Origin of the sequence: Nocardiopsis sp. Huas11 (assembly GCF_003634495.1) — a bacterium.
Taxonomy (GTDB): domain Bacteria; phylum Actinomycetota; class Actinomycetes; order Streptosporangiales; family Streptosporangiaceae; genus Nocardiopsis.
Genome location: NZ_RBKY01000001.1, coordinates 5,004,907 through 5,026,617, shown reverse-complemented (window position 1 = coordinate 5,026,617; position 21,711 = coordinate 5,004,907). Strand labels below are relative to the sequence as shown.

Sequence of the window (21,711 nt, the reverse complement as noted above, 5' to 3'; positions counted from 1 at the left end):
GCATGGATCCTGCTGATTTCTATACCGGTATCGTCGCCGACCTGTACGGCCCGTTGAAGCGTTTCGCCGCGGACCCGGACCCGTGTGAGGAGTTCGTGCGGCAGGTGGGCGGGCCGGGGCTGGAGTTGGGGTGCGGTGATGGTGATCCGCTGATCGAGTTGTGTCGGCGCGGGTTGGACGTGGAGGGGGTGGACTCCTCGGCGGAGATGGTGGAGCGTGCCCGCGCCCGGGCGGGGCGCGAGGGTGTGTCGGTGGTGGTGCACCATCAGCGCATGGAGGAGTTGGCTCTGCCGCGCCGGTACGGGGCGATCTTCCTGGCGGGGCCCACGTTCACGCTGTTGGCCGATGACGCGGCGGCGGTGGCGGCGCTGCGGTGTGTGCGCGCGCATCTGGCGCCGGGTGGTCAGGCGCTGGTGCCGTTGGCGGTGCCCGAGCCCGCGCCGGAGCACGAGGTGGGGCGGGTGCGTCAGGTGCGGGGCTCTGATGGTGCTGTGCTGGGTGTGAGTGTGGTGTCCCAGGAGCGTGATGAGGTGGCGCGTACGCACACGAGCGTGTTGCGTTATGAGCGTCGTGTGGGTGGGCGGCGCACGGTCGAGGAGCGTCCGTGGGTGCTGCACTGGTACACCCGTGCGGGGTTCGAGGCGTTGGCGGCCTCGGCCGGGCTGGCGGTGGTGTCGGTGACCGGTCCCGGTGGTGGCCCGGCGGGGCCGGGCCAGGGTGATGTCCGGTTCCGGTTCCGGTTGCGGGCGCGGTGAGGGGCGGCGCCCCGGGGCGGTGGGGCGCCGGCGGGCGGGGTGGGTCTGGGGCGTGTTCTGCGGATACTCGCCCTAGCCCACGACCTGCCATTCGACGGTGCCCACGCCCGCGCCGGTGCCGATGATCTCGTCGAAGGCGGCGGTGGACAGGTCCAGGCAGCGGCCGTCGATGTAGGGGCCGCGGTCGTTGATGCGCACGGTCACGGACTTGCCGTTGGAGGGGTTGGTGACCTTGACCATGGTGTCGAAGGGCAGGGTCTTGTGCGCGGCGGTCATGCCGTAGGTGTCGAAGGTTTCGCCGTTGGCGGTGGTGGCGCCGTGGAAGCCGTCGCCGTAGAAGGAGGCCTGGCAGGTGCCTCCTTCGCCGGTGGGGGTGGCGTCGGTGCTGGGCGCGCTGTCCTGGCCGCTGTCGGAGTCGGGTGCGGCGTCGGGTTCGGGGTCTTCCTCGGGCACGGCGCTGCCGTCGGCGGTGGTGGTCTGGGTGGCGGAGGAGACGGCTTGGCCGGCCTGTTCGGCGTGGGCGGGGTCGGGTTCGGCCGGGGCGTCGCTGGTGAGGGGGTCGGGTTCGGCCTGGGGGATCTGGGCGGCGTTGACGGTGGTCTCGGGTGAGGTGCCGGCGGCGATGACGGCGGCGGTGGCGGTGCCGGCCACGGCCAGGGTCACTCCGGTGGCGGCGGCGATGACCAGGATGCGTTTTTTTGCGGTTGCGGGTGCGGGCGGCGGCCACGCGCGGGCCTGGTGCGGCGGCGGTGTCGTACTGCGGGTTCTGGGGCTCGGTGTTGCCCACGACGGTGTCCTTTGAACGGGAACAGGGTGGGGCGGGTCGTCTCCGGCGCGGGTGCGCGTGCCCCGCGCCCGTGGGGTGGGGCGGGTGGAGTCGGACCGCCGGGTGGTGCACGCGGGGTCTGGGCGCAGAGCTTAGGGGTAACGCGCGGGTCACGGTACCGGAAAGTGATGGTTTGTGGAAATGATCACCGCTTGACCTGCGGTTTTGCTGCGGGTGGCAAGGGGTGTGGCCGCCGGCCCGAGCGGGGCGGCGGCCACGGGTGGTGGGCGGCTCAGACCGGGAGCGGGATGGCGGCCTGGTGGTAGCGGTCGGCCAGGGCCTGGGCGATGGCGGCGTCCGGGCACAGGGGTGCGGCCACGGCGTCGGCGCCGCAGTGGGCCAGGCGGTCGTGGAACAGGCCGGGGGCCAGCAGCCAGGTGGCGATGAGCACGCGGGTGTGGCCGCGCCGGCGTAGGGCGCTGACCTGGTCGGTGACCGTGGGGGCGGCGGTGGCGACGTTGCCGCGCACCACGCGGGTGCCCAGTAGCTGCGACAGTCCGGCGGCGGCCTGGTCCAGTTCGGTGCCGGCACGGGGGTCGGAGGTGCCGGCGCAGGCCAGGACCACACCGTCGCCGGGCTGGTAGCCGCAGGCCAGCAGGCGCCGGTGGGCGGTGGCCAGGGCGGCGGGGTGGGCGCCCAGGGCGGGGGCGATGACGGCGTCGGCGCGGCCGGCCTGGGCGAGTTGGTGGGGGATGTCGGTGCGTACGTGGTAGCCCGAGGCCAAGAACGCGGGCACGACCACCAGCGGTCCCGGGACGGCGGCGGCGACATGGCCCACCGAGGGGGTCAGGACGTCGGCGAAGGCCAGCTGGGTGGGGCGCTGGGTGATCTCGCCCACGCGCAGGGCCAGGGAGTGGGCGATGGCGGTGCCGCGTGCTCGGCGGGTGCCGTGCACGGCCAGCAGCAGGGTGGGGTGTCGGTTCATGGTGTGCAGTCCGTGCTGTCCAGGGCCAGGCGGTAGCCGCGTTTGACGACCGTCTGGATGATCTTGGCGTCGCCCAGGGCGGTGCGCAGGCGGGCCACGGCGGTCTCCACGGCGTGGGCGTCGGCGTCCTCGCCCAGGCAGGTGAGCAGGTGGGCGCGGTCGCGGACCTGGCCGGGGCGGCGGGCCAGTTCGCGCATGATGCGCATCAGGGTGGGCGAGAGGGTGTGGACGGTGCCGTCGACCAGGACGGCGTGGCCGCGCAGGCGCAGGCGGTGCCCGGCGACGTTGAGGGTGGGGAAGCGGGCGGGCAGTTCCTCGGTGAGTTTGCGGACCTGGGCGCCGATGCGGGCGCGTTCGGGCCACACGGTGGGGATGTCGTGGGCCATGAGGGGGCGGGCGGTGACCGGTCCCACGCACATGGCCAGGACGTCGCCGCGCAGGGCCTGGACGAGGGCGCCGTCCTGGCCGGTGGCGCGGGCGCGGGAGAGGAGTCCGGCGGCGGCCGGGGCGCTGGTGAAGGTGATGGCGTCCACTCCCCCGGTGTTGACGGCTTCGATGAGGCGGTCCAGGGGGGCGGTCTGTTCGGGCAGGGTCCAGCGGTAGACGGGTACTTCGAGGACTTCGGCTCCGGCCAGGCGCAGGGCGGCGGTGAAGTCGGGCAGGGGTTCTCCGTGCATCTGGATGGCCACGCGCAGGCCCTGGACGCCGGTGGAGAGCAGGTAGTCCAGGACTTCGGCGGAGGACTCCGAGGGCGGTGACCACTCCTCGTTCAGGCCCGCGGCGCGGATGGCGCCCTTGGCTTTGGGGCCGCGGGCGAGCAGGCGGGAGGACTGCATGGCGGCGAGCAGGTTCTCGGCCATGCCCCAGGTCTCGCAGGCCTCGATCCAGCCGCGAAAGCCGATGCCGGTGGTGGCCACGACCACGTCGGCGGGGCGGCGGGTGAGTTCGGTGGAGGCCGCGGCCAGGCGCTGGTCGTCGCTCAAGGGGACGATGCGCAGGGCGGGTGCGGCGATGACCTGGGCGCCCTTGCGGCACAGCAGGGCGCTGAGCTCCTCGGCGCGGCGGGCGGCGGTCACGGCGACGGTGAAGCCGGCCAGGGGCGCGGTGGTGGCGGGCGCCTGGGCGGGGCCTCCGGTGGCGGACGTGGTCAAGGGGTCCCCTGTTCTGCACGGGTGTTGATCTGGATGGTGGCCTGGTGCACGCGTACGGGCCAGGTGGTCAGTCGCACGGTCTTATCGTCCAGGCTCAGGCCGGTGCGCAGCAGGAAGACGTTCTTGAGCATGGGTGAGGCGACGGTGGGTTCGCCGCCGCGGTCGCCGACGATGCCGCGGGAGATGACGGCGGCGTGGGTGAAGGGGTCGATGTTGTCGACGGCGTAGTACTGGTCGTCCAGGGTGCGGAACAGGGCGACCTGGCGGCCGTCGGGCATCAGGACGGCGGCGCCGTCGGCGGGGCCCAGGCGGTGGGCGGGGCAGGCGTTGATCCAGACGGCGGGCTGGGTGGGAGCGGTGGTCATCGTGCGGCCTCCTTGCTGCGGGGGGTGGGCATGCCGAGGTTGAGGGGTGCGCCCGGGGTGGGCTGTTGGCGGGTGGTGGTGAAGCTGATGGTGGGGTCGGGTGTGTCGGGGGCGTTGGTGAAGGACACGAAGCGGGCGAGCTTGTCGGGGTCGGCCAGGACGGCGGCCCATTCGTCGGCGTAGGAGGCCACGTGGTCGGTCATGGCCTGTTCGAGTTCGTGGGCGATGCCGAGGCTGTCGTGGACCACGACGTCGCGCAGGTGGTCCAGTCCCCCGTCCAGGGCCTCGATCCAGGGGGCGGTGCGCTGTAGGCGGTCGGCGGTGCGGATGTAGAACATCAGGAACCGGTCGATGTAGCGGATGAGGGTGTCCTCGTCCAGGTCCGAGGCCAGGAGTTCGGCGTGGCGGGGGGTGAAGCCGCCGTTGCCGCCCACGTACAGGTTCCAGCCCTGGTCGGTGGCGATGATGCCGAAGTCCTTGCTGCGGGCCTCGGCGCATTCGCGGGCGCATCCGGAGACGGCGGACTTGAGCTTGTGGGGTGAGCGCAGGCCCCGGTAGCGCTCCTCCAGGCGGATGGCCAGGCCGACCGAGTCCTGGACTCCGTAGCGGCACCAGGTGGTGCCCACGCACGACTTGACGGTGCGCAGGGCCTTGCCGTAGGCGTGTCCGGATTCGAATCCGGCCTCGACCAGGCGCGACCAGATGGCGGGGAGCTGTTCGAGGCGGGCGCCGAACAGGTCGATGCGCTGGCCGCCGGTGATCTTGGTGTAGAGGTGGAAGTCGCGGGCGACCTCGCCGATGACGATGAGTTTGTCGGGGGTGATCTCACCGCCGGGGATGCGGGGCACGACCGAGTAGGTGCCGTTGCGCTGCATGTTGGCCAGGTAGCGGTCGTTGGTGTCCTGCAGGGTGGCCTGTTCGCCCTCCAGGATGTGGCCGCCGCCCAGGGAGGCCAGGATGGAGGCGATGGCGGGCTTGCAGATGTCGCAGCCGGTGCCGGTGCCGTGGGCGGCGATGAGCGCGGAGAAGGTCGTGGTGTTGGTGGCGCGCACCACCTCCACGAGTTCGGCGCGTGATTGGGGGAAGTGCTCGCACAGGGCCTTGGACTGTTCGATGCCGGCCTGGGTGAGGATCTGCTTGAGCATGGGCACGCATGAGCCGCAGCTGGTGCCGGCCTTGGTGCAGGCCTTGAGGGCGGGGACGTCGGTGGCGCCCTGGTCGTGGATGGCCTGGCACAGGTCGCCCTTGGTGACGGCGTTGCAGGAGCAGATCTGCGCGGAGTCGGGCAGGGCGTCGGCGCCCAGGGCGGCGCCGCCCTCGGGGGTGATCAGGGCCAGCGGGTCGCCGGGCAGGGGCGAGCCGACCATGGGGCGCAAGGTGGCGTAGGCGCCGGCGTCGCCGACCAGGATGCCGCCGAGCAGGGTGGTGGCGTCGTCGGACAGGACGAGTTTGGCGTAGCGGCCCGAGGCGGCGTCGTTGACGACCACGTCCAGGGCGCCTTCGGCGCGGCCGTGGCAGTCGCCGAAGCTGGCCACGTCCACGCCCAGGAGCTTGAGTTTGGTGGAGGTGTCGGCGCCGGTGAAGGTGGCGGTGCCGCCCAGGAGGCGGTCGGCGACGACCTCGGCCATGGCGTTGCCGGGGGCGATGAGGCCGTAGACGGTGCCGTGGTGGTTGGCGGCCTCGCCGATGGCGTGGATGCGGGGGTCGCTGGTGGTGCAGGTGTCGTCGATGGCGATGCCGCCGCGCGGGCCCAGGTCGAGTTCGGCGGTGCGGGCGAGGTCGTCGCGGGGGCGGATGCCCACGGAGAACACGACGAGGTCGGCGTCCAGGGTCTGGCCGTTGTCGAGGATCAGGCGGTGTCCGCTGCCGTGGGGGGTGTCCTCGATGGCGGTGGTGGCGGTGCCGGTGTGCACGCTCACGCCCAGGTCGTCGACGAGGTTCTTGAGCAGGGCGCCGGCGCCTTCGTCGATCTGGGCGGGCATCAGGTGGGGGGCGAGTTCGACGACGTGGGCCTGGACGCCGAGCAGGCGCAGGGCGTTGGCGGCTTCCAGGCCGAGCAGGCCGCCGCCGATGACCACGCCGGTGGTGGCGCCGGTGGCGGAGGCGGTGATGGCGTCCAGGTCCTCGATGGTGCGGTAGACGTGGCAGCCGGGGCGGTCGTGGCCGGGGATGGGGGGCACGAAGGGGGTGGAGCCGGTGGCCAGGACGAGGCGGTCGTAGGCCAGGGTGCGGCCGGAGGCGGTGGTGACGGTGCGGGCGGCGCGGTCGATGCCGGTGGCGCGCTCGTTGACGTGGATGTCGACCCCGGGACCGGTCAGGTCGCCCAGGGACAGGTCCTGGGCGCTGGCGCCGTCGAAGTAGGACGAGAGGGCGACGCGGTCGTAGGCGGTGCGGGGTTCCTCGCCGACGACGGTGATGTGCCACTGGTGGTCGGTGTCGCGGTCGCGGAGTGCTTCGACGAGTCGGTGTCCGACCATGCCGTTGCCGATGACGACGAGTTCTTCCATGGCGGGTGGGACTCCTCCTGGTGCGGGTGCGGTCGTGTTTCAGGCAACCCGCAGGGTGTTACCCGCGCATCAGCCGTCTGTGTCGGCGGTGTTTCGATGTCCTGTCATCGCAGGTGAGAAATGCGTGATCGGTCCTGCTCGCCTGGTGGGCGGCGGTCGGGGGCCGGTTTGGGCCCTTGGAGGGTGCCGCAGATCACGGTGACCGTGGGGGGTCGAGCAGGCGCAGAGCGTGGCCGAGTTCGGTGACGGCGGCGGTGATGCCGGTGGCGGCGGCGTAGCCCAGGACGAGTCCGGGGGGTCCGGGGCGCTGGCGGTGCCAGGACAGGGGGTGGGTGAGGACGCCGCGTGCGGCGGCGGCGTCGGCCAGGGCGATGTCGTCGATGCCTGGGGGGAAGGTCAGTGTCAGGTGCAGTCCGGCGGCGGCGCCGGGCAGGTGGGCGGCCAGGGCGGCGGTCATGGTGTCGCGGCGCCGGCGGTGGCGGGCGCGGATGTGGCGCAGGTGGCGTTCCAGGGCGCCGGTCTCCATCAGGTGGGCCAGGGCGAGTTGGGGCAGGACGGGGTTGCCCAGGTCGCTGAAGCGTTTGGCCTCGGTGAGGGCCTCGCGGTGGCGCGGTGGGGCCAGGACCCAGCCCAGGCGTAGGGCGGGGGCCAGGAGTTTGGAGACGCTGCCGGTGTAGCAGACCTGGTCGGGCGCCAGGGAGTGCAGGGCGGGTACGGGGGCGCGGTCGTAGCGGTGTTCGGCGTCGTAGTCGTCCTCGATGACCAGTCCCCCGCTGCGGGCCCAGGTGAGCAGGCGGCGTCGGCGGGCGCCGGAGAGCACGGCGCCGGTGGGGAACTGGTGGGCGGGGGTGAGCAGGACGGCGGGGGCTCCGGTGGCGGCCAGGGCGGTGATGTCGGCGCCGTGTTCGTCCACGGGCACGGGCGGGGTGCGCAGGCGGGCGTGGTGCAGGTGCTGGCGCACGCCCAGGGAGCCGGGGTCCTCGAAGGCGACGGTGTCGATGCCGTCCTGGTGCAGGATCTGGCCGAGCAGGCCCAGGGCCTGGGCGGTGCCGGAGACGATCTGGACGTGGTCGGGGTGGACGGTGATGCGGCGGTAGCGGGCCAGGTGGTGGGCGATGGCGGTGCGCAGGCGCAGGTGGCCGCGGGGGTCGCCGTAGCCCAGGTCGGCGGTGGGCGTCTGGGCCAGGACGGTGCGTTCGGCGCGCAGCCAGGCGGTGCGGGGGAAGGCGGCCAGGTCGGGGGTGCCGGGGGTGAGGTCGTGGCGGGCCGGGGTGCGGCGCAGGCGGTCGAAGACGTCGGTCCCGGGGGTGGTGGGCAGGGGTGTGCGGTGAGTGGGCGCGGGGGCGGGTGTGGTGGTGGGGGCGGCGGGGGTGGCGACCACGACGGTGCCGGCGCGGCCGCGGGCGGCCAGGTGGCCTTCGTCGGTCAGGCGGCGGTAGGCCTCGGTGACCACGCCGCGGGAGATGCCCAGGTCGGTGGCCAGGGCGCGGGTGGCGGGCAGGCGCGAGCCCACGCCCAGGCGGCGGTGGGCCAGGGCCTGGCGCAGGTGGTCGGTGAGCCAGTCGGTGAGGTGGCCGGGCGGGGCGTGGGCGGGGTCGAGTTGGAGGAAGTCGGCGCCCAGGGTTGTGGACCTGTGGGAGTGGTCGTCTTTGGCTCTGTTCACTGGTCCATTGTGCGGCCAGTGTGGCGGGTGTGCAGATGGTCGTCGATGGGGGTGCGTGGTGAGTGTGGAGTTCGTGGTGACGGCGCTGGTGGTGGTGGCCACTCCGGGGACGGGGGTGCTGTACACGGTGGCGGCGGGTCTGGCGCGGGGTGCGCGGGCGGCGGCGGTGGCGGCGCTGGGGTGCACGTTGGGGATCGTGCCGCATCTGCTGGCCGCGGCCACGGGGGTGGCGGCGCTGCTGCACACCAGCGCGGTGGCCTTCCAGGTGCTCAAGTACGCGGGTGTGGCCTACCTGTTGTTCATGGCGTGGAGCATCTGGCGTGACCGGGGGGCGTTGGAGGTCTCGGCGGAGCAGGCTGAGCGGGGGGTGGCCCGGGTCATCGGCGCGGGGATCCTGGTGAACCTGCTCAATCCCAAGCTGACGATCTTCTTCTTCGCGTTCTTGCCGCAGTTCGTGGCGGTGGGCGACCCGGGGGCGCTGGGGGCGATGCTGGCCCTGGGCGGGGTGTTCATGGCGATGACGCTGGTGGTGTTCGTGCTCTACGGGTGCGCTTCGGCGCTGGTGCGCGATCGGGTGGTCTCCAGCCCGCGGGTGATGACGTGGCTGCGGCGTGGTTTCGCGGGGGCCTTCGCCGCCCTGGGGGTGCGCCTGGCCCTGCCGTGAGGTGCGGGCCCTTCCTGCTCCTGGGCGTGTCATTGTCCTGGATGGGGCCGGGCCGCATACTGGCTGGTGGTGGGATGAATATGGCGTAGGGCGAGAGTGGGGGTCCGTTCGTGCGGGTCGACGTGTGGTCCGACATCGTGTGCCCGTGGTGCTTCATCGGCAAGCGCCGGTTGGAGGCGGCTCTGGAGCGTTTCGACCACGCCGGTCAGGTCGAGCTCGTCTGGCACAGCTACCAGCTGGATCCGGGTTTTCCGCGAGGTCGCAGCGAGCCGGTGTACGCGTCGCTGGCCGCCAGGATGCGGGCCTCGACCGAGCAGGTGCGCGCGATGACCGAGCAGGTGGCGCAGGTGGCGGCCAAGGAGGGTCTGGACTACGACCTGGCCGGCGCTTTGATGGTCAACACCCTGGACTCCCACCGTCTGGTGCACCTGGCCCGTGAGAGAGGTCTGGACGGGGCGGTGATGGACCGGCTGCTGCTGGCCCAGCTGGTGCAGGCCCGTGATCTGAGCGATGCCGAGACCCTGGTGGAGCTGGTGGCGCAGGTGGGGGTGGACGCGGGGGCGGCCCGGCGTGTGCTGCGGGGTGAGGACTTCACCGAGCAGGTGGCCCAGGAGGCCGAGCAGGCGCGGCGGCTGGGCGCGACCGGGGTGCCCTTCTTCGTGATGGACGGTGCCTTCGGGGTGTCGGGGGCCCAGCCGGTGGAGGCGTTCGTCTCGGCGCTGGACAAGGCCTACGCGGCCGCGCACGGCTGAGCCCCGGGCGCGTCAGGCCAGGGGGAAGGGCACGCCGTGCTCTTCCTGGGGGCGGGGGCCGTGGATACGGCGCTCCTGCGCGGTGATGGACACGTCGTTGATGCTGGCCTCGCGGCGGCGCATCAGCCCCTGGGCGTCGAATTCCCACAGTTCGTTGCCGTAGCTGCGCCACCACCGGCCCTGGTCGTCGTGCCACTCGTACTGGAAGCGCACGGCGATGCGGTCCTCGCCGAAGGCCCACAGTTCCTTGCGCAGCGCGTAGTCGAGTTCGCGGCGCCACTTGTCGGTGAGGAAGGCCTGGATCTGGTCGCGTCCGGTGAGGAAGCGGTCGCGGTTGCGCCACACGGAGTCGGGTGTGTAGGCCAGGGACACCGTGTGGGCGTCGCGGGTGTTCCAGGCGTCCTCGGCGGCCTGGACCTTGGTGCGGGCGTCGGCCTCGGTGAAGGGCGGCAGGGGCGGGCGGGTCATCGCTCTCTCCTCGCGTGGGGGCTGGGGGTCCGATCCTGGCAGCGCGGCGGGGGCGCAGTCGATGTCCCTGCGGACACCGACCCCGCACATTCGGACATCGACGGTGGTTAGGCTTCCCCGCATGAGACGACGCGTGATCGTGGTGGTGGCCTATGACGGTGTCCGGTTGCTGGACGTGACCGCTCCGGTGGAGGTGTTCGCGACCGCGGCCGGGCTGGGCGGGCACTACACGGTGCGGGTGTGCTCTCCCGATGGGGCGGCGGTGACGACCTCGGCCGGTCTGCGCCTGCACGTGGAGGGCGCCGCTCTCGATGCCGAAGACGTGCACACCCTGCTCGTGCCGGGCTCGCCCGATCTGCCCCGCAGTCCGTGGCCGCCGGGCCTGGCCGGGGCGGTGCAGGCGCTGGCGGGGCGGGCCGAGCGGGTGGCGTCGGTGTGCACGGGCGCGTTCGTGCTGGCCGGGGCGGGCCTGTTGGAGGGGCGGCGGGCGACCACGCACTGGCGCCACGCCGCGCTGCTGGCCCGGCTGCACCCCCGGGTGCGGGTGGAGCCGGACGCCATCTACGTGCGCGACGGGCGCGTGCTGACCTCGGCCGGGGTCAGCGCGGGCCTGGACCTGTCCTTGGCGCTGGTGGAGGAGGACGAGGGTTCGGACCTGGCCAGGGAGGTGGCCCGCGACCTGGTGGTGTTCCTGCAGCGGCCGGGCGGGCAGTCGCAGTTCTCGGTGGCCTCGCGTACCCCGCGCCCGCGCCAGGACGTGCTGCGTCCGGTCCTGGACGCGGTGGCGGCCGATCCGGCCGCCGACCACGCGGCCCCGGCCCTGGCCGCCCTGGCGGGGGTGAGCGCCCGGCACCTGACCCGGCTCTTCCGTGAGCGGTTGGGCACCACCCCGGGGGCGCATGTGGAGGCGGTGCGCCTGGAGGCGGCGCGGGCCCTGTTGGAGGCCGGGGAGAGTGTGACAGGGGCGGCCCGGCGCTCGGGCCTGGGCAGTGACGAGTCGCTGCGCCGGGTGTTCTGGCGCCATCTGGGCCTGACCCCTTCGGCCTATCGCGAGCGCTTCGCCACGGCCCGCCGCGAGTGGAACGGCGATCCGAGGAGGAGGAACGATGAGCGGCTACGGCAAGTGGGATCGTGACGACTACATCGACCGTGTGGGCGGGCCGCAGGAGGCCGAGCGGCGACGCAAGGCCCTGCTGGCGAGGGTGGATGCCCAGCGGTTGGTGGGAATCGGCAAGGAGCGCGGTCTGACCCAGTCCGACGTGGCCGAGCGGATGGGTGTGACCAAGGGCCGGGTGAGCCAGATCGAGCAGGGCGAGGTGTTCACCGTTGACGCGATCGCGCGGTACGTCCGGGCGCTGGGCGGGGAGCTCAGGCTCACCGCGGACTTCGACGGGTGCAGCTACACGGTGAGCTCGGATCGGCTGGAGACGTGCTGAGGGAGTGACCGGTGGGAGTCCGGTGCCCCTCTCCCCCGCGGGAGGGAGGCGGTCCCATCTGTGGAGGGACGTGCGGCCGGGGGTGCTCGCGCGAGGGTGGAGGTATCGAAGAGACCACCACCGAGGAGTGAGCCCCATGGCCCCCGCATCGTCCACCGCTTCACCGCACGCCCCCGAGGGCCTGCGGACACTCCTGGTCCCCTGGTCGGTGCTGGCCTGGTCGGCCGCGCTCATGGGCGTGGGCCTGGGCTGGCTGGCGGGCGTCCTGCCCCGGGGCGTGCCCGACACCGACGGGTTCGGGTCGCTGTTCATCGGACAGAGCCTGGGCACGGCCTCGGCCGCCGCCATCGGCGTGGGCGCCGCCGGAGTGGTGGTCGCGCTGCTGTTGCTGCGACGAGGGGGCGCGGGCGGGCGGCCGGCGGAGGTGGCGGCCTGGGCGATGGCGGCCGTGGTCCTGCTGGTGTTCGTCGACGGTTCGCTGCTGGTGCTGTTCGGGTACTCCATGATGCTGCCGTTCGTGGGCTGGTTCGTGCCCGGCCTGTTCGCCATGTGGATCGCGGCCGTCCTGGAGCCGACGTCCCTGACCCTGCTCTTCTGTGCCCTGGGCACCGCTTTGTGGGTGGTCGCGGCGCTCACGCACAGCAGGGCCCGGCGCCGGGCCTGCCAGCAGTGCGGGCGCCACGAGCAGTGGAGCGCGCAGGGCGAGCGCGAGGTGCGCTCGCGCGCCACCGTGGTGGGCCGGTGGGCGGTGGCGGTCGGTGTGGTGCTGGCCCTGCTGTACCCGGCGCTGCGCTTCCCGTGGCTGTTCGGCCTCGCGCCCGGGATGAGCGAGGAATCCGCCGCGCGGGTCATGGCCGAACCGGGGACGGTCCTGATCGGTGTGGGGCTGGGGGCGACCGGGGCGGTCGGCGCGGTGCTCATGCTGGGGCTCGTCCAGCGGTGGGGGGTGCGCTTCCCGCGGTGGATGGTGGGCCTGGCGGGCAGGCGCGTGCCGGTGTCGCTCGCGGTGGTCCCGGCCGCGCTGGTGTCGATGGCGCTGATGTCGATGGGGCGCAGTGTGATCGTGCAGCTGGCCAGTGAGGGCCAGGTGGCCACGCCTTTGGTCGAGGACCTGCACAGCATCGTGTTCGTGTTGATGGCGCCGTGGGGCGTCGCGCTGGCGGTGGCGACCGCGGCCTACGCCATGCGCCGGCGCGCCGAGTGCGCCCTGTGCGAGCGGGGACTGCCCGAGGTCGTGCCCGGACGCACCCCTGCCGCGCGGGTGTGAGCACCCGGACATGACGGTGCCCCGCCCGGATCGGGCGGGGCACCTGGCGTGTGCGGGTGCTACTGGATGGGCACGCCGGCGACCTCGCCGAACGCCCCGGCGTACAGGGTCATCTCGGTGATGTCGAGGGCGGGCGCGGGGAAGACCGCGATGGCGAAGTACTGCTCGCCCGGGGCGAGGGTGTTGATCTCGTCCGCGAAGTCCTCGTACTCGCCGTCGAGCATGTGGATGCGCACGACGTAGCGGATGATGCCGGTGTCGGGCTCCTCCAGGCGGAACCCGCCCATGGTGCCCTCGGTGTACTGGGCCGGGCTGCCGGGGATGACGGCCTCGTCCACGTCCAGGTCCGCCTCCAGCTCCTGCAGGGTGGAGTTCTGGAAGCCGACCATCTGCACCAGGTAGGCGCCGTCGCGCACCATCGGGTACACGTGCAGGTCCACGTCGTTGTGGGAGACGGTGGTGAAGGGCTCGGTGTTCTCGAAGTAGGGGGCGGGCGGGGCGACGTGGCGCTTGGCCGAGTCCAGGCCCTCCGATCCCTCCTCGCCGGCGGTGTCGTCCAGGGGCACCTGGTAGGCGAACTCCACCCGGCGGTTGCGGGCGCGCGACTCCTCGTCGTCGGCGCCGCCCTCCTCGGCCAGCAGTTCGGTGGCGCCGCGGCCCTCGGTGACGAAGGTGAACTCGTCGCCGAGCTCCTCTTCCAGCAGGGCCCGGGCGGCCTCGGCGCGCTGCTCGGACAGGGTCTGGTTGTAGTCGGCCGCGCCCTGGCCGTCGGTGTGGCCGATGACGGTGACCTCGTCGACGTCCGGTCCCAGGTTCTCGCGCAGGGACTGCGCGGCCTGGCGGATGGTCTCGGCGGCCTCGGCGGTGGGCTCGGACTCGTCGACCTCGAACATGTTGTCCGAGTGCAGGGCGATGGTCTCCTGGTCGCCCGAGCGCGTGGTGGAGGCGGTGGGGCTGTCGACGAAGCTCTCGATGGACTGCAGGTAGGCGGAGGTGTCCAGGCCCGGCTCGGGGACGTTGTCCGGGTACCAGATCTCCTCGGGCAGCTCCGGGTCCTGCACGAAGGTGTCGGGGTCGATGTACTGGTCGGCGGTGGGCTCGGGCGCCTCGGTGAACTCGTCGACGTAGGTGACGGGGATGCCGGGCATGTGGCCGACGCCGGCGCCGGTCAGGGACAGGTACTCCACGTCCTCCGACGGTGCGGGGAAGTAGCGGCGCAGGGTCGTGGGCAGGCCCTCGTGGGTGGGCATGAAGGGGTCGCCCAGGACGAAGTAGGTGCCGTAGTTCTCGTCGTTGTTCTCGGCGTCGCGCAGACCGCGCATGACCTCGCCGGAGATGGGGTCGACCAGGCGCACGGGGGCGTTGCGGCCGGTGACGGTACCGGGCAGCGGCTCGAGGAAGTCGTGCTCCACCTCCAGCATGAGGTACTCGCCGTTGTTCTCCAGGCTGTTGATGGTGAGCTCGAACTGGACGTCGTTGCCGTCCTCGACGGACATGCGCGCCTGGCGGACGAAGGGGAGCTCGGGGTAGGAGGCCTCCTCTACGGCGGCGGCCTCCTCCTCGGCCGTGGTCTCGGGGTCGGCTCCGGGCTCGCCGCCGGTCAGGTCGCGGATGATGCCGCAGGAGCTGAGGAGAAGGCTCAGCGCCACGGCCGCGCCGACCGTTCCTGTCAGTCGTGTGGACATGGTCTGGGGGACTCCCTCGCGGTCGGTCTGTGTGGTTTCCGGGTGGGGTGCCGGTCACCTGCTGGTCAGACGCCGCCGATGGGGGCCGGGTTCCGGACGGTGCGCGGATTTTGCCGTGAGGGGTGCGCGGGCGCGGTGCGGCCCCCGGCCGTGGGACGGTCGGGGGCCGCCGGCGCGGGGGTCAGGACAGGGTGAGGGTCTTGGACAGTGAACCGGTGGCGCCGGTGGTGTCGGTGACGGTCAACGTGATGGTGTAGGTGCCCGGGCCGGGGAAGAAGTGCCAGGTCGTGGCTCCGCTGCCGGTGGTGCCGTCACCGAAGTCCCAGTGGTAGGAGTCGATGGCGGCGTCGCCTTCGGCGGAGGTGCGGGCGTCCAGGGAGCAGTAGGAGAAGAACGAGTAGCAGGAGCCGGTGAAGTCGGCGGTGGGCGCGGTGTGCTCGGGTGCGCCCACCGACACCTCGGTGCGGGCGGTGTGGGTGCGTCCGGCGTCGTCGGTGACGGTCAGCGCGACGTCGTAGGTGCCGTGCTCGGTGTAGGTGTGGGCGGTGGTGGCGCCGGTGCCGGTGGCGCCGTCACCGAAGTCCCAGGCCCAGTCGGTGACCTCGCCGGCCGAGGCGGTGCCGTCGAAGGAGCACTCCAGGGTGGTGTCGTCGCACGAGTGGGCGAGGCGGGCCACCGGGCCCTCGGGCGGGGCGGTGTCGCCGTCGGCGGGGAAGAGCGCGGGGTCGCCCACGTCCAGGAGGGGCTCGTGGGCGCCGTCGCCGGAGGTGTCGTTCCAGTCGTGGTTCCCGGCCTCGGTCAGGGTCTGGTACAGGGCCATGACTCCGGCGCGGTCGGTGGGCTTGGCCTCGCCCACGGCCAGCAGCGCCAGGCCGCCGGCGGCGTGGGGTGCGGCCATGGAGGTGCCGCTGATGGTGTTGTAGCCGCCGCCGGGCCAGGTGGAGGTGATGCAGGAGCCGGGGGCGGCGATGTCGATGACGGCGCCGTAGTTGGAGAACGTGGACAGGGTGTCGTCGGAGTCGCCGCGGCAGGACAGGGTGCCGCCGTTGCCGCCGGGTGCCCCGTCGGAGTCGGCCATGGAGGAGACGGTGAGCACGTCGGGGTGGTTGGCGGGGAAGAAGTTCGCGCCGTCGACGCCGTCGTTGCCCGCGGCGATGGCGTAGGCCACGCCCGCCCCGACCGATCCGGTGATGGCCTGGCTGAGCGCCTGGTCGGTGCAGCCGTTGCAGCCCAGGCTCATGTTGGCGACGGCGACCTGGTCGGCGTTGGCGGTGACGTAGTCCACGCCCGCGGCGATCCCGGACAGGGTGCCGCTGCCGGAGGAGGTCAGGACCTGCACGTTCCACACGTCGGCGCCGGGTGCGACCCCGACCACGCCCGTGTCGTTGTCGATGGCGGCGGCGCTGCCGGCCACGTGGGTGCCGTGGCCGTTGCCGTCGGTGGCGGTGTTGGCCCGACAGGTGCCGCTGGTGCAGTCCACCGAGTGGGCGACGTTCAGGTCGGGGTGGGAGCCGTCCACGCCGGTGTCCAGGACGGCGACGGTCACGTCGGGGACGTAGTCGTCCTGGCCGTTGATCTCCAGGTTGGGGTTGTCGGGGGCGAAGACGCGGGCCAGGCCGGTGGGGACGTCCTGGTCGTAGGCGTGGACGGGCTGGTCCTCCTGGACGTAGGCCACGTCGGGGTCCTGGAGCAGTTCGGCGGCCTCGTCGGCGCTCATGTCCGCGGCGTAGCCGGTCAGGGCGTGCTCGTAGACGCCGTGGGGGTCGTCGTCGTGCCGGTCGGCGACCTCGTCGGGGGCGGCGCCCTCGTCCAGGACGACGATGTAGGTGCGCTCGCCGGGGGCGGCGTCGGTGAGGAAGTCGGGGACCTCGGGGGCGGCGGAGGCGGGTGCGGCGGCCATCAGGGGCAGGAACAGGGCCGCGGCGAATGCGGCACCGATTCTTCGCATGGGGGAACCCTTCGTGGGCGGGGGGATCACTGGGGCGTGTTCCGCGGGAGTCGCGCCCCGGGCGATGCGGTCATCACCCTGGCGACATCGTGCGTGGCGCACCGTGGCCGGACAATACGTAGTCGCTACGTACTTCGGTGCGGGCGGGGCGGCTACGTAGGCGCGGGGCCGGTGGGGACGGCCAGGTCGCGGCGCGAGCGCAGCCCGAGTTTGCCCAGCGCGTTGGCCACGTGGGTCTCCACGGTGCGCGGTGACAGGTGCAGCAGGGCGGCGATCTCGCGGTTGGTGCGGCCCTGGGCGGCCAGGGCGGCGATCTCGTCCTCGCGCGGGGACAGGAGTGCGCCGCGGCGGCCGCGCCCGGTGTCGGGGGCGGCGTGCACGCCGTAAGAGCGCAGTGCGCGCCGTACCCGGGCGGCGTCCCAGGCGGCGCCCAGGCCGGTGTACCGCTCCAGTGCGGTGTGCAGGGCGGCCAGTCCGGCGGCGGTGCCGGCTCCGTCGGGCCGGGCCAGGTGGGTGGCGGCGGCGTCCTCGTGGACCTGGGCGGCGTCGTAGGGGCGGGGCATGTCCAGGCAGCGGGCCTCGGCCTGGCGGTACAGGTCCAGGGCGCGCTCGTGGGCGCCCTCGTCGTGGGCCAGTGCCGCTTGCAGGCGCAGCAGGGCGGTGTGCGCGGCGGGGGCGTCGGTGCCGCGCAGGCCCGCGGAGAAGCGGGCGCACAGGTCGTGGGCCACGGCGCGCCGCCCGCACGCGATGAGGGCGCGCAGGCCCGGGAGCAGGTCGCCGGCCCAGACCCACACGCCTTTGCTCGCCACGAGGCAGACCAGGTCCTGGACGTGGTTCCAGGCGGCGTCGGGGTCGCCCTGGGCGGTGGCCAGCCGGGCGGCCAGGCCGCCGGCGAAGGCGCGCACCGGCACGGTGTGGTCGGGGGCCTCCTCGGTGTCGGCGCCCGCGCACAGCTCGGCCAGGCGGGCCTGGGCGGCGGCGGGGTCGCCCTGGGCCAGGGCCAGGGCGGCGCGCACCAGGGTGAGTTCGGCGGTGACCGCGTGCAGGCGCCGCAGGCCGGGCGAGCGCAGTTCGCGTTCGGTGCTCTCGGCCAGGTGCGCCCACCGTCCGCGCGACCAGTCCAGCATCAGGCGCAGGGCGCGGGCGCTGGTGTGCACGTAGGGGGTCTGGTCGGGTGGCGACCACTGGGCGGCGTCGTCCAGGTGGCGGTCGGCGCGGTCGTAGCGGCCGAGCATGAGGGCGGCGTCGGCGAGGTTGAGGGAGCCGCGGGCGAACTCGCGGCGCCGGGTGAGCACGTCGGGGCCGGGGCGGGGCCGACCGGGGCCGGGGTCGGGCAGGGGGATGTCCCAGGCGGCGGGGTCGCCGATCTGGGCGAGCAGGGTGGCGTGGTTGACGGCGACGACGTGTCGCGTGGCGGGGTCGCGGCTGCGGCGGGCGGCGGTCAGGGCCTGGTCCATCCAGCGGCGGTGGGTGTCGACGGGGTCGGGGGTGGAGCGGGGCACGGCCAGGGCGCACATGGTGCGTGCGGCCAGGTCGGGGCGGGTGGAGAGTTCGGTGGCGGCGCGCACGAGTTCGCCGCGGGCGGTGCGGCCCCGGGCGGCCTGGTTGAGCAGGAGCAGGCCCAGTTCCATGCGCAGCTCGCCGCGTTCGGCGGCGCTCATGCCCGGGGTGGTGAGCACGTCGCGCAGCACGGTGATGGTGTGGTCGGCGCTCAGGCCGGTCAGGGCGGCGCGGCCCAGGGTCAGGGCGAGGTCGCGGCGGCGCGGTGCGGGCAGGTCGGGTCGGGTCAGGGCGTCGCGCAGCAGGCGGACGGCGGTGGCGTCCCTGCCCGCGGCCAGGGCGTGTTCGGCGGCCTTGGCGGCGTGCTCGGTCCACCGGTCGTGGTCGCCGCACTCGCGGGCGTGGCGGGCCAGGGCCGGGTGGGGCGGGTCGGCGCCCCGGTCCAGGACGTCCAGGGCGGCGCGGTGCAGGCGGCGGCGCCGGTCCTGGCGCAGGTGGTCGTGGCAGACCTGGTGCAGCAGGGGTGTGGCCAGGGCGTGGGTGGCGGGTGCGGTGGTGGTGAGCACGGCGCGGCGCAGGGCCTGGGCCAGGGCCTTGTCGGCGCGTTCGGGGGGCAGGGCGCCGATGCGGGCCAGGTGGGTCTCGTGGGCGGGCCCCTCCAGGACGCTGGCGGCGTGGACCAGGCGGCGGGCGTCGCGTCCCAGGGCGCGGACGCGGTCCAGGAGCCAGTCGCGCAGGGGCGCGGGCACGGGCGGCGGGTCGGGGACGAGGGGTTCGGCGGCGGGGGTGGCCGGGGCGGTGGCGGCCAGGTGGTGCAGGGTCTGGGTCAGGGCCAGGGGCAGGCCGCCGGTCCAGTGGGTGAGGCGGTGGGCGTCGTCGCGGGTGACCGGGTGCGGGTCCAGGACGTGCTGGGCCAGGGTGTGGACGTCCTCGACGGTGAGCGGGCCCAGGGTGAGTTCGTCGTGGCGGGTGCCCGGTGGTGTGCGGGCGGCCAGGGCGGCCAGGCCGGCCGAGCGGGGCAGTTCCTCGGGGCGGTAGGTCAGGACCAGGGACAGGTGCGGGGGCAGGCGGGGGTGAGGTAGCGCAGCAGGTCGTGGGTGGCGGTGTCGATCCACTGGGTGTCCTCCAGGACCAGGACGGCGGGTCCCAGGGCGTCCAGGAGTTCGGCCAGGGCGCGGTAGGTGCGGTGGTGGTCGGCGGCGGGTGTGGTGGCCGGGGGCAGGTGCGGGGGCAGGTGGTCGGTGTGTTCGGGCAGGAGCGGGGCCAGGGCGCCGCACAGCGGGCTCAGCCCGGCGGGGACGGGGGCCTGGCGCAGGGCCTCGACCAGGGGGGCGAAGGGGAAGGGGACGGTGCGGGGCGGGCAGCGTCCGATCAGGACGGTGGTGTCGGTGTCCTCGGTCAGGGTGTGGACCAGGCGGGTCTTGCCCGATCCGGCCGGGCCGGCCAGCAGGAGCAGGGATCCGGGTGCGGCGGCGGCGCGCAGGCGGCGTTGGTGGTGGTGACGGCCGACGAGTGGGGGAAGGCGCACACCTGATGACGTTATAGCGACACCGCGGGTAGGAAAAGGGGTCTGGGGCCGACATTCGGTGTCCGATGCGGTCGGATACTGAACGGTAGGCCAGGGGCGGCGGGGTGGTGCGGGGGTGCGGTGGGCCGGCCCGGTGGCGTGTACGGACGCGGATCGGGCATAGTGGCGGTTTCGGCGCAGGACGACGGACCCGGGGTGCGTGGATGGTTGAGACGATGCATGCGCTCGTGCCGGTGATCGCGGTGGTCTCGACCGGTCTCTTCGCCGGGTTGTTCTTCGCGTTCTCGATCGCGGTGATGCCGGGGCTGGGCCGGGCGGGCGACCGGGCGATGATCGAGGCGATGCAGGGCGTCAACGTCGCGATCCTCAACCCCTGGTTCGCGGTGGTGTTCGTGGGCGCGCCGGTGACGGTGCTGGCCTCGCTGGTGCTGCACGCGAGCTCGGCGGAGGCGGGGTCCGCGCTGTGGTCGGCGGCGGCGCTGGTGCTGCTGGTGGCGGTGTACGTGATCACCTTCGCGGTGAACGTGCCGCGCAACAACATCCTGGAGCAGGCGGGGCCGGTCGAGCGGATCGGTGACCCCGCGGCGGTGCGGGCGCACTTCGAGGGCGTGTGGGTGCGGTGGAACCACGTGCGGACCCTGGCGTCCCTGGTCGCGCTGGTGTGCGCCGCGGCCGCGATGATCACGCACTGAGGCCGCCGGTGTGCCCGCCGCGGGCGCCCCGGCGGCGGGCACCGGCTCGCGCGGGTCAGCTCACCGGCGCCGCGTCGCTGGAGTCCAGGCCCGCCAGCAGCGCGTTGACGTCGCGGACGCACCCGCCGCACCCGGTGGTGGCGCGCGTGGTCGAGGCGATGGCGTCCCGGTCCCGGGCCCCGTCCAGCCACGCCTGCTCGATGTCGGTGCGCGTGACCGCGTTGCACCGGCACACCAGGGCCTCGGGGGCGCCCGCGGTGTCCTGTTCGGGCGCGGCGGTGGGCAGGCCCTGGATCAGGGCCAGGCGGTCGGCGGGCACCGAGGCGCCGGTGTCGTGCAGCTGGGAGACGGTGGCGGCGGCGTCGGGGAAGCCGAGCAGGACCGCGCCCACGACCTTGTCCTGGCTGACCACGAGCTTGGCGTAGCGGCCGCCGTGCGGGTCGCTGACGCTGACGGTCTCCAGGTCGGGGGCGTCGTCGTCCTCGTGCACACGGCCGAAGGAGGTCAGTTCGATGCCTTCGGCCTTGAGGCGGGTGACGGGGCTGGAGCCGTTGTAGCGGGCCTGGGGCGCGGCGCCGGTGAGGCGCCGGGCCAGGACGGCGGCCTGTTCCCAACCGGGCTGGACCAGGCCGGCGCCGCCCCCGGGGTGCTGGGCGCAGTCGCCGATGGCGTGGACACGCGGGTCGGAGGTGCTCAGGAAGTCGTCGACGAGGATGCCGTGTTCGACGTCGATGCCCGCGTCCTTGACGAGTTCGATGTTGCCGCGCACCCCGGCGGTGACCACGAGGACGTCGCCGGGCAGCACGCGCCCGTCGTCCATCTCCAGGCCGGTGCCGGGCACCCACCGGGAGGCCACGCGCCAGGAGTGGACGCTCACGCCCAGGTCCTCGTAGAGGCGGCCCAGGATCTTCGCGGCGGGCTTGTCGATCTGGCGGCGCATGATCCAGGGCGAGGACTCCACCACCGAGACCCGAGCGCCGCGCCCGGTCAGGCCGCGTGCGGCCTCCAGGCCCAGGACGCCGCCGCCCAGGACCACGACGGGGGCGCCGGGGCGCACCAGGGACAGCAGGCGGTCGCAGTCGGCCAGGTCGCGCAGGGCGGTCACGCCCTCGCCGGGGCGGCCGTCCTCGGCGGAGACGCCCCTGACGGGCGGGAAGGAGGCGCGGGCGCCGGTGGCCATGACCAGTTCGTCATAGGGCAGGTGGGAGCCGTCGTCCAGGGTCACCGTGCGCTGTTCGGTGTCCAGGGCGGTGGCGGTCAGGCCGGTGCGGACGGTGACGCCGGGGGTCTCGGGCACGGGCAGGCGGATCTGTTCGGGGGTGTAGTCGCCGGCGACCACGCCCGAGAGCAGGACCCGGTTGTAGGCGGGGTGGGGTTCGGTGCCGACCACGGTGAGGTGGACGCGCTGCCCTTGCGGGTCGAGCCGGGCGACCTCCTCGGCGAAGCGGGCGCCGACCATCCCGTTGCCGACGACCACGATCTGGCGCGGGGACGCGCCCTGCACGGTGCTCAACTTCTGCCTCCAGGTGGGTGGGTGCGGGCGTCCCGGGCGGTGTGGGCCGGGTCCGTCCGCGTCGTG

Annotated in this window: 19 protein-coding genes; 7 read left to right on the top strand and 12 right to left on the bottom strand. The window is 73.7% G+C overall.

Annotated elements, in window-relative coordinates; all coding sequences use genetic code 11:
• Nucleotides 1–2 precede the first annotated feature (2 nt).
• On the top strand, nt 3–755 hold the full coding sequence (locus DFP74_RS22730) for a class I SAM-dependent methyltransferase (protein ID WP_121184547.1): 753 nt from the start codon (nt 3–5) through the stop codon (nt 753–755).
• A gap of 72 nt (nt 756–827) precedes the next feature.
• On the opposite strand, the gene DFP74_RS35065 is transcribed toward DFP74_RS22730, so the two are convergent.
• The 6 genes from DFP74_RS35065 to DFP74_RS22700 form a co-directional block, all read right to left on the bottom strand.
• On the bottom strand, nt 828–1,406 hold the full coding sequence (locus DFP74_RS35065; protein ID WP_305037065.1) for a septal ring lytic transglycosylase RlpA family protein: 579 nt from the start codon (nt 1,404–1,406) through the stop codon (nt 828–830).
• A 407-nt stretch (nt 1,407–1,813) separates the two neighbouring features.
• The gene (locus tag DFP74_RS22720; protein WP_121184543.1) at nt 1,814–2,506 is read right to left on the bottom strand and encodes a sirohydrochlorin chelatase; all 693 of its coding nucleotides are present in this window, start codon (nt 2,504–2,506) and stop codon (nt 1,814–1,816) included.
• Nucleotides 2,503–3,657 (bottom strand): uroporphyrinogen-III synthase, encoded by a 1,155-nt coding sequence (locus DFP74_RS22715; protein WP_121184541.1) that lies wholly within the window; start codon nt 3,655–3,657, stop codon nt 2,503–2,505. The genes DFP74_RS22720 and DFP74_RS22715 overlap by 4 nt, the downstream gene beginning before the upstream one ends.
• The gene (gene nirD, locus DFP74_RS22710; protein WP_121184539.1) at nt 3,654–4,022 is read right to left on the bottom strand and encodes a nitrite reductase small subunit NirD; all 369 of its coding nucleotides are present in this window, start codon (nt 4,020–4,022) and stop codon (nt 3,654–3,656) included. The genes DFP74_RS22715 and nirD overlap by 4 nt, the downstream gene beginning before the upstream one ends.
• Nucleotides 4,019–6,529 (bottom strand): nitrite reductase large subunit NirB, encoded by a 2,511-nt coding sequence (gene nirB / locus DFP74_RS22705; RefSeq protein WP_121184537.1) that lies wholly within the window; start codon nt 6,527–6,529, stop codon nt 4,019–4,021. The genes nirD and nirB overlap by 4 nt, the downstream gene beginning before the upstream one ends.
• A gap of 193 nt (nt 6,530–6,722) precedes the next feature.
• On the bottom strand, nt 6,723–8,192 hold the full coding sequence (locus DFP74_RS22700; RefSeq protein WP_121184535.1) for a PLP-dependent aminotransferase family protein: 1,470 nt from the start codon (nt 8,190–8,192) through the stop codon (nt 6,723–6,725).
• 58 nt (nt 8,193–8,250) lie between these two features.
• Between DFP74_RS22700 and DFP74_RS22695 the strand changes: the two genes are divergently transcribed.
• Together DFP74_RS22695 and DFP74_RS22690 are read left to right on the top strand one after the other, a co-directional pair.
• Nucleotides 8,251–8,856 (top strand): LysE family translocator, encoded by a 606-nt coding sequence (locus DFP74_RS22695; RefSeq protein ID WP_121188448.1) that lies wholly within the window; start codon nt 8,251–8,253, stop codon nt 8,854–8,856.
• 110 nt (nt 8,857–8,966) lie between these two features.
• Nucleotides 8,967–9,608 carry a DsbA family oxidoreductase gene (locus tag DFP74_RS22690; RefSeq protein ID WP_121184533.1) on the top strand — a complete coding sequence of 214 codons (642 nt, stop codon included), beginning with the start codon at nt 8,967–8,969 and terminating at the stop codon, nt 9,606–9,608.
• A gap of 12 nt (nt 9,609–9,620) precedes the next feature.
• Here the strand turns inward: DFP74_RS22690 and DFP74_RS22685 are convergent, their stop codons facing one another.
• Complete coding sequence (locus tag DFP74_RS22685; protein ID WP_121184531.1) at nt 9,621–10,076, bottom strand: nuclear transport factor 2 family protein; 456 nt, start codon at nt 10,074–10,076, stop codon at nt 9,621–9,623.
• Between the two features lie 121 nt (nt 10,077–10,197).
• Here DFP74_RS22685 and DFP74_RS22680 point away from each other — a divergent pair, with 121 nt between their 5' ends.
• From DFP74_RS22680 to DFP74_RS22670, 3 genes are all read left to right on the top strand, one after another.
• The gene (locus tag DFP74_RS22680; RefSeq protein WP_121184529.1) at nt 10,198–11,211 is read left to right on the top strand and encodes a GlxA family transcriptional regulator; all 1,014 of its coding nucleotides are present in this window, start codon (nt 10,198–10,200) and stop codon (nt 11,209–11,211) included.
• Nucleotides 11,183–11,512 (top strand): helix-turn-helix domain-containing protein, encoded by a 330-nt coding sequence (locus tag DFP74_RS22675; RefSeq protein ID WP_121184527.1) that lies wholly within the window; start codon nt 11,183–11,185, stop codon nt 11,510–11,512. Before DFP74_RS22680 ends, DFP74_RS22675 begins: the two co-directional genes overlap by 29 nt.
• A 136-nt stretch (nt 11,513–11,648) precedes the next feature.
• On the top strand, nt 11,649–12,779 hold the full coding sequence (locus DFP74_RS22670) for a hypothetical protein (RefSeq protein ID WP_233571110.1): 1,131 nt from the start codon (nt 11,649–11,651) through the stop codon (nt 12,777–12,779).
• Between the two features lie 59 nt (nt 12,780–12,838).
• On the opposite strand, the gene DFP74_RS22665 is transcribed toward DFP74_RS22670, so the two are convergent.
• The 4 genes from DFP74_RS22665 to DFP74_RS34625 all read right to left on the bottom strand — a co-directional run bounded on the left by DFP74_RS22665 (nt 12,839) and on the right by DFP74_RS34625 (nt 19,440).
• A complete protein-coding gene (locus tag DFP74_RS22665) occupies nt 12,839–14,464 on the bottom strand; it encodes an OmpA family protein (protein WP_121184525.1) in 1,626 nt (541 codons plus the stop codon).
• Between the two features lie 181 nt (nt 14,465–14,645).
• Complete coding sequence (locus DFP74_RS22660; RefSeq protein WP_121184523.1) at nt 14,646–16,412, bottom strand: S8 family serine peptidase; 1,767 nt, start codon at nt 16,410–16,412, stop codon at nt 14,646–14,648.
• A 152-nt stretch (nt 16,413–16,564) separates the two neighbouring features.
• Nucleotides 16,565–19,027 carry a LuxR family transcriptional regulator gene (locus DFP74_RS35060; protein WP_305037064.1) on the bottom strand — a complete coding sequence of 821 codons (2,463 nt, stop codon included), beginning with the start codon at nt 19,025–19,027 and terminating at the stop codon, nt 16,565–16,567.
• Nucleotides 18,952–19,440 carry an AAA family ATPase gene (locus tag DFP74_RS34625; protein ID WP_233571109.1) on the bottom strand — a complete coding sequence of 163 codons (489 nt, stop codon included), beginning with the start codon at nt 19,438–19,440 and terminating at the stop codon, nt 18,952–18,954. Before DFP74_RS34625 ends, DFP74_RS35060 begins: the two co-directional genes overlap by 76 nt.
• A 203-nt stretch (nt 19,441–19,643) precedes the next feature.
• Here DFP74_RS34625 and DFP74_RS22650 point away from each other — a divergent pair, with 203 nt between their 5' ends.
• Nucleotides 19,644–20,132 (top strand): DUF1772 domain-containing protein, encoded by a 489-nt coding sequence (locus DFP74_RS22650; RefSeq protein WP_121184521.1) that lies wholly within the window; start codon nt 19,644–19,646, stop codon nt 20,130–20,132.
• A 55-nt stretch (nt 20,133–20,187) separates the two neighbouring features.
• Here DFP74_RS22650 and DFP74_RS22645 read toward each other — a convergent pair whose 3' ends face one another.
• Entirely contained in the window at nt 20,188–21,645 is a 1,458-nt protein-coding gene (locus tag DFP74_RS22645; RefSeq protein WP_121184519.1) for an FAD-dependent oxidoreductase, read from the bottom strand.
• Between the last annotated feature and the right edge of the window lie 66 nt (nt 21,646–21,711).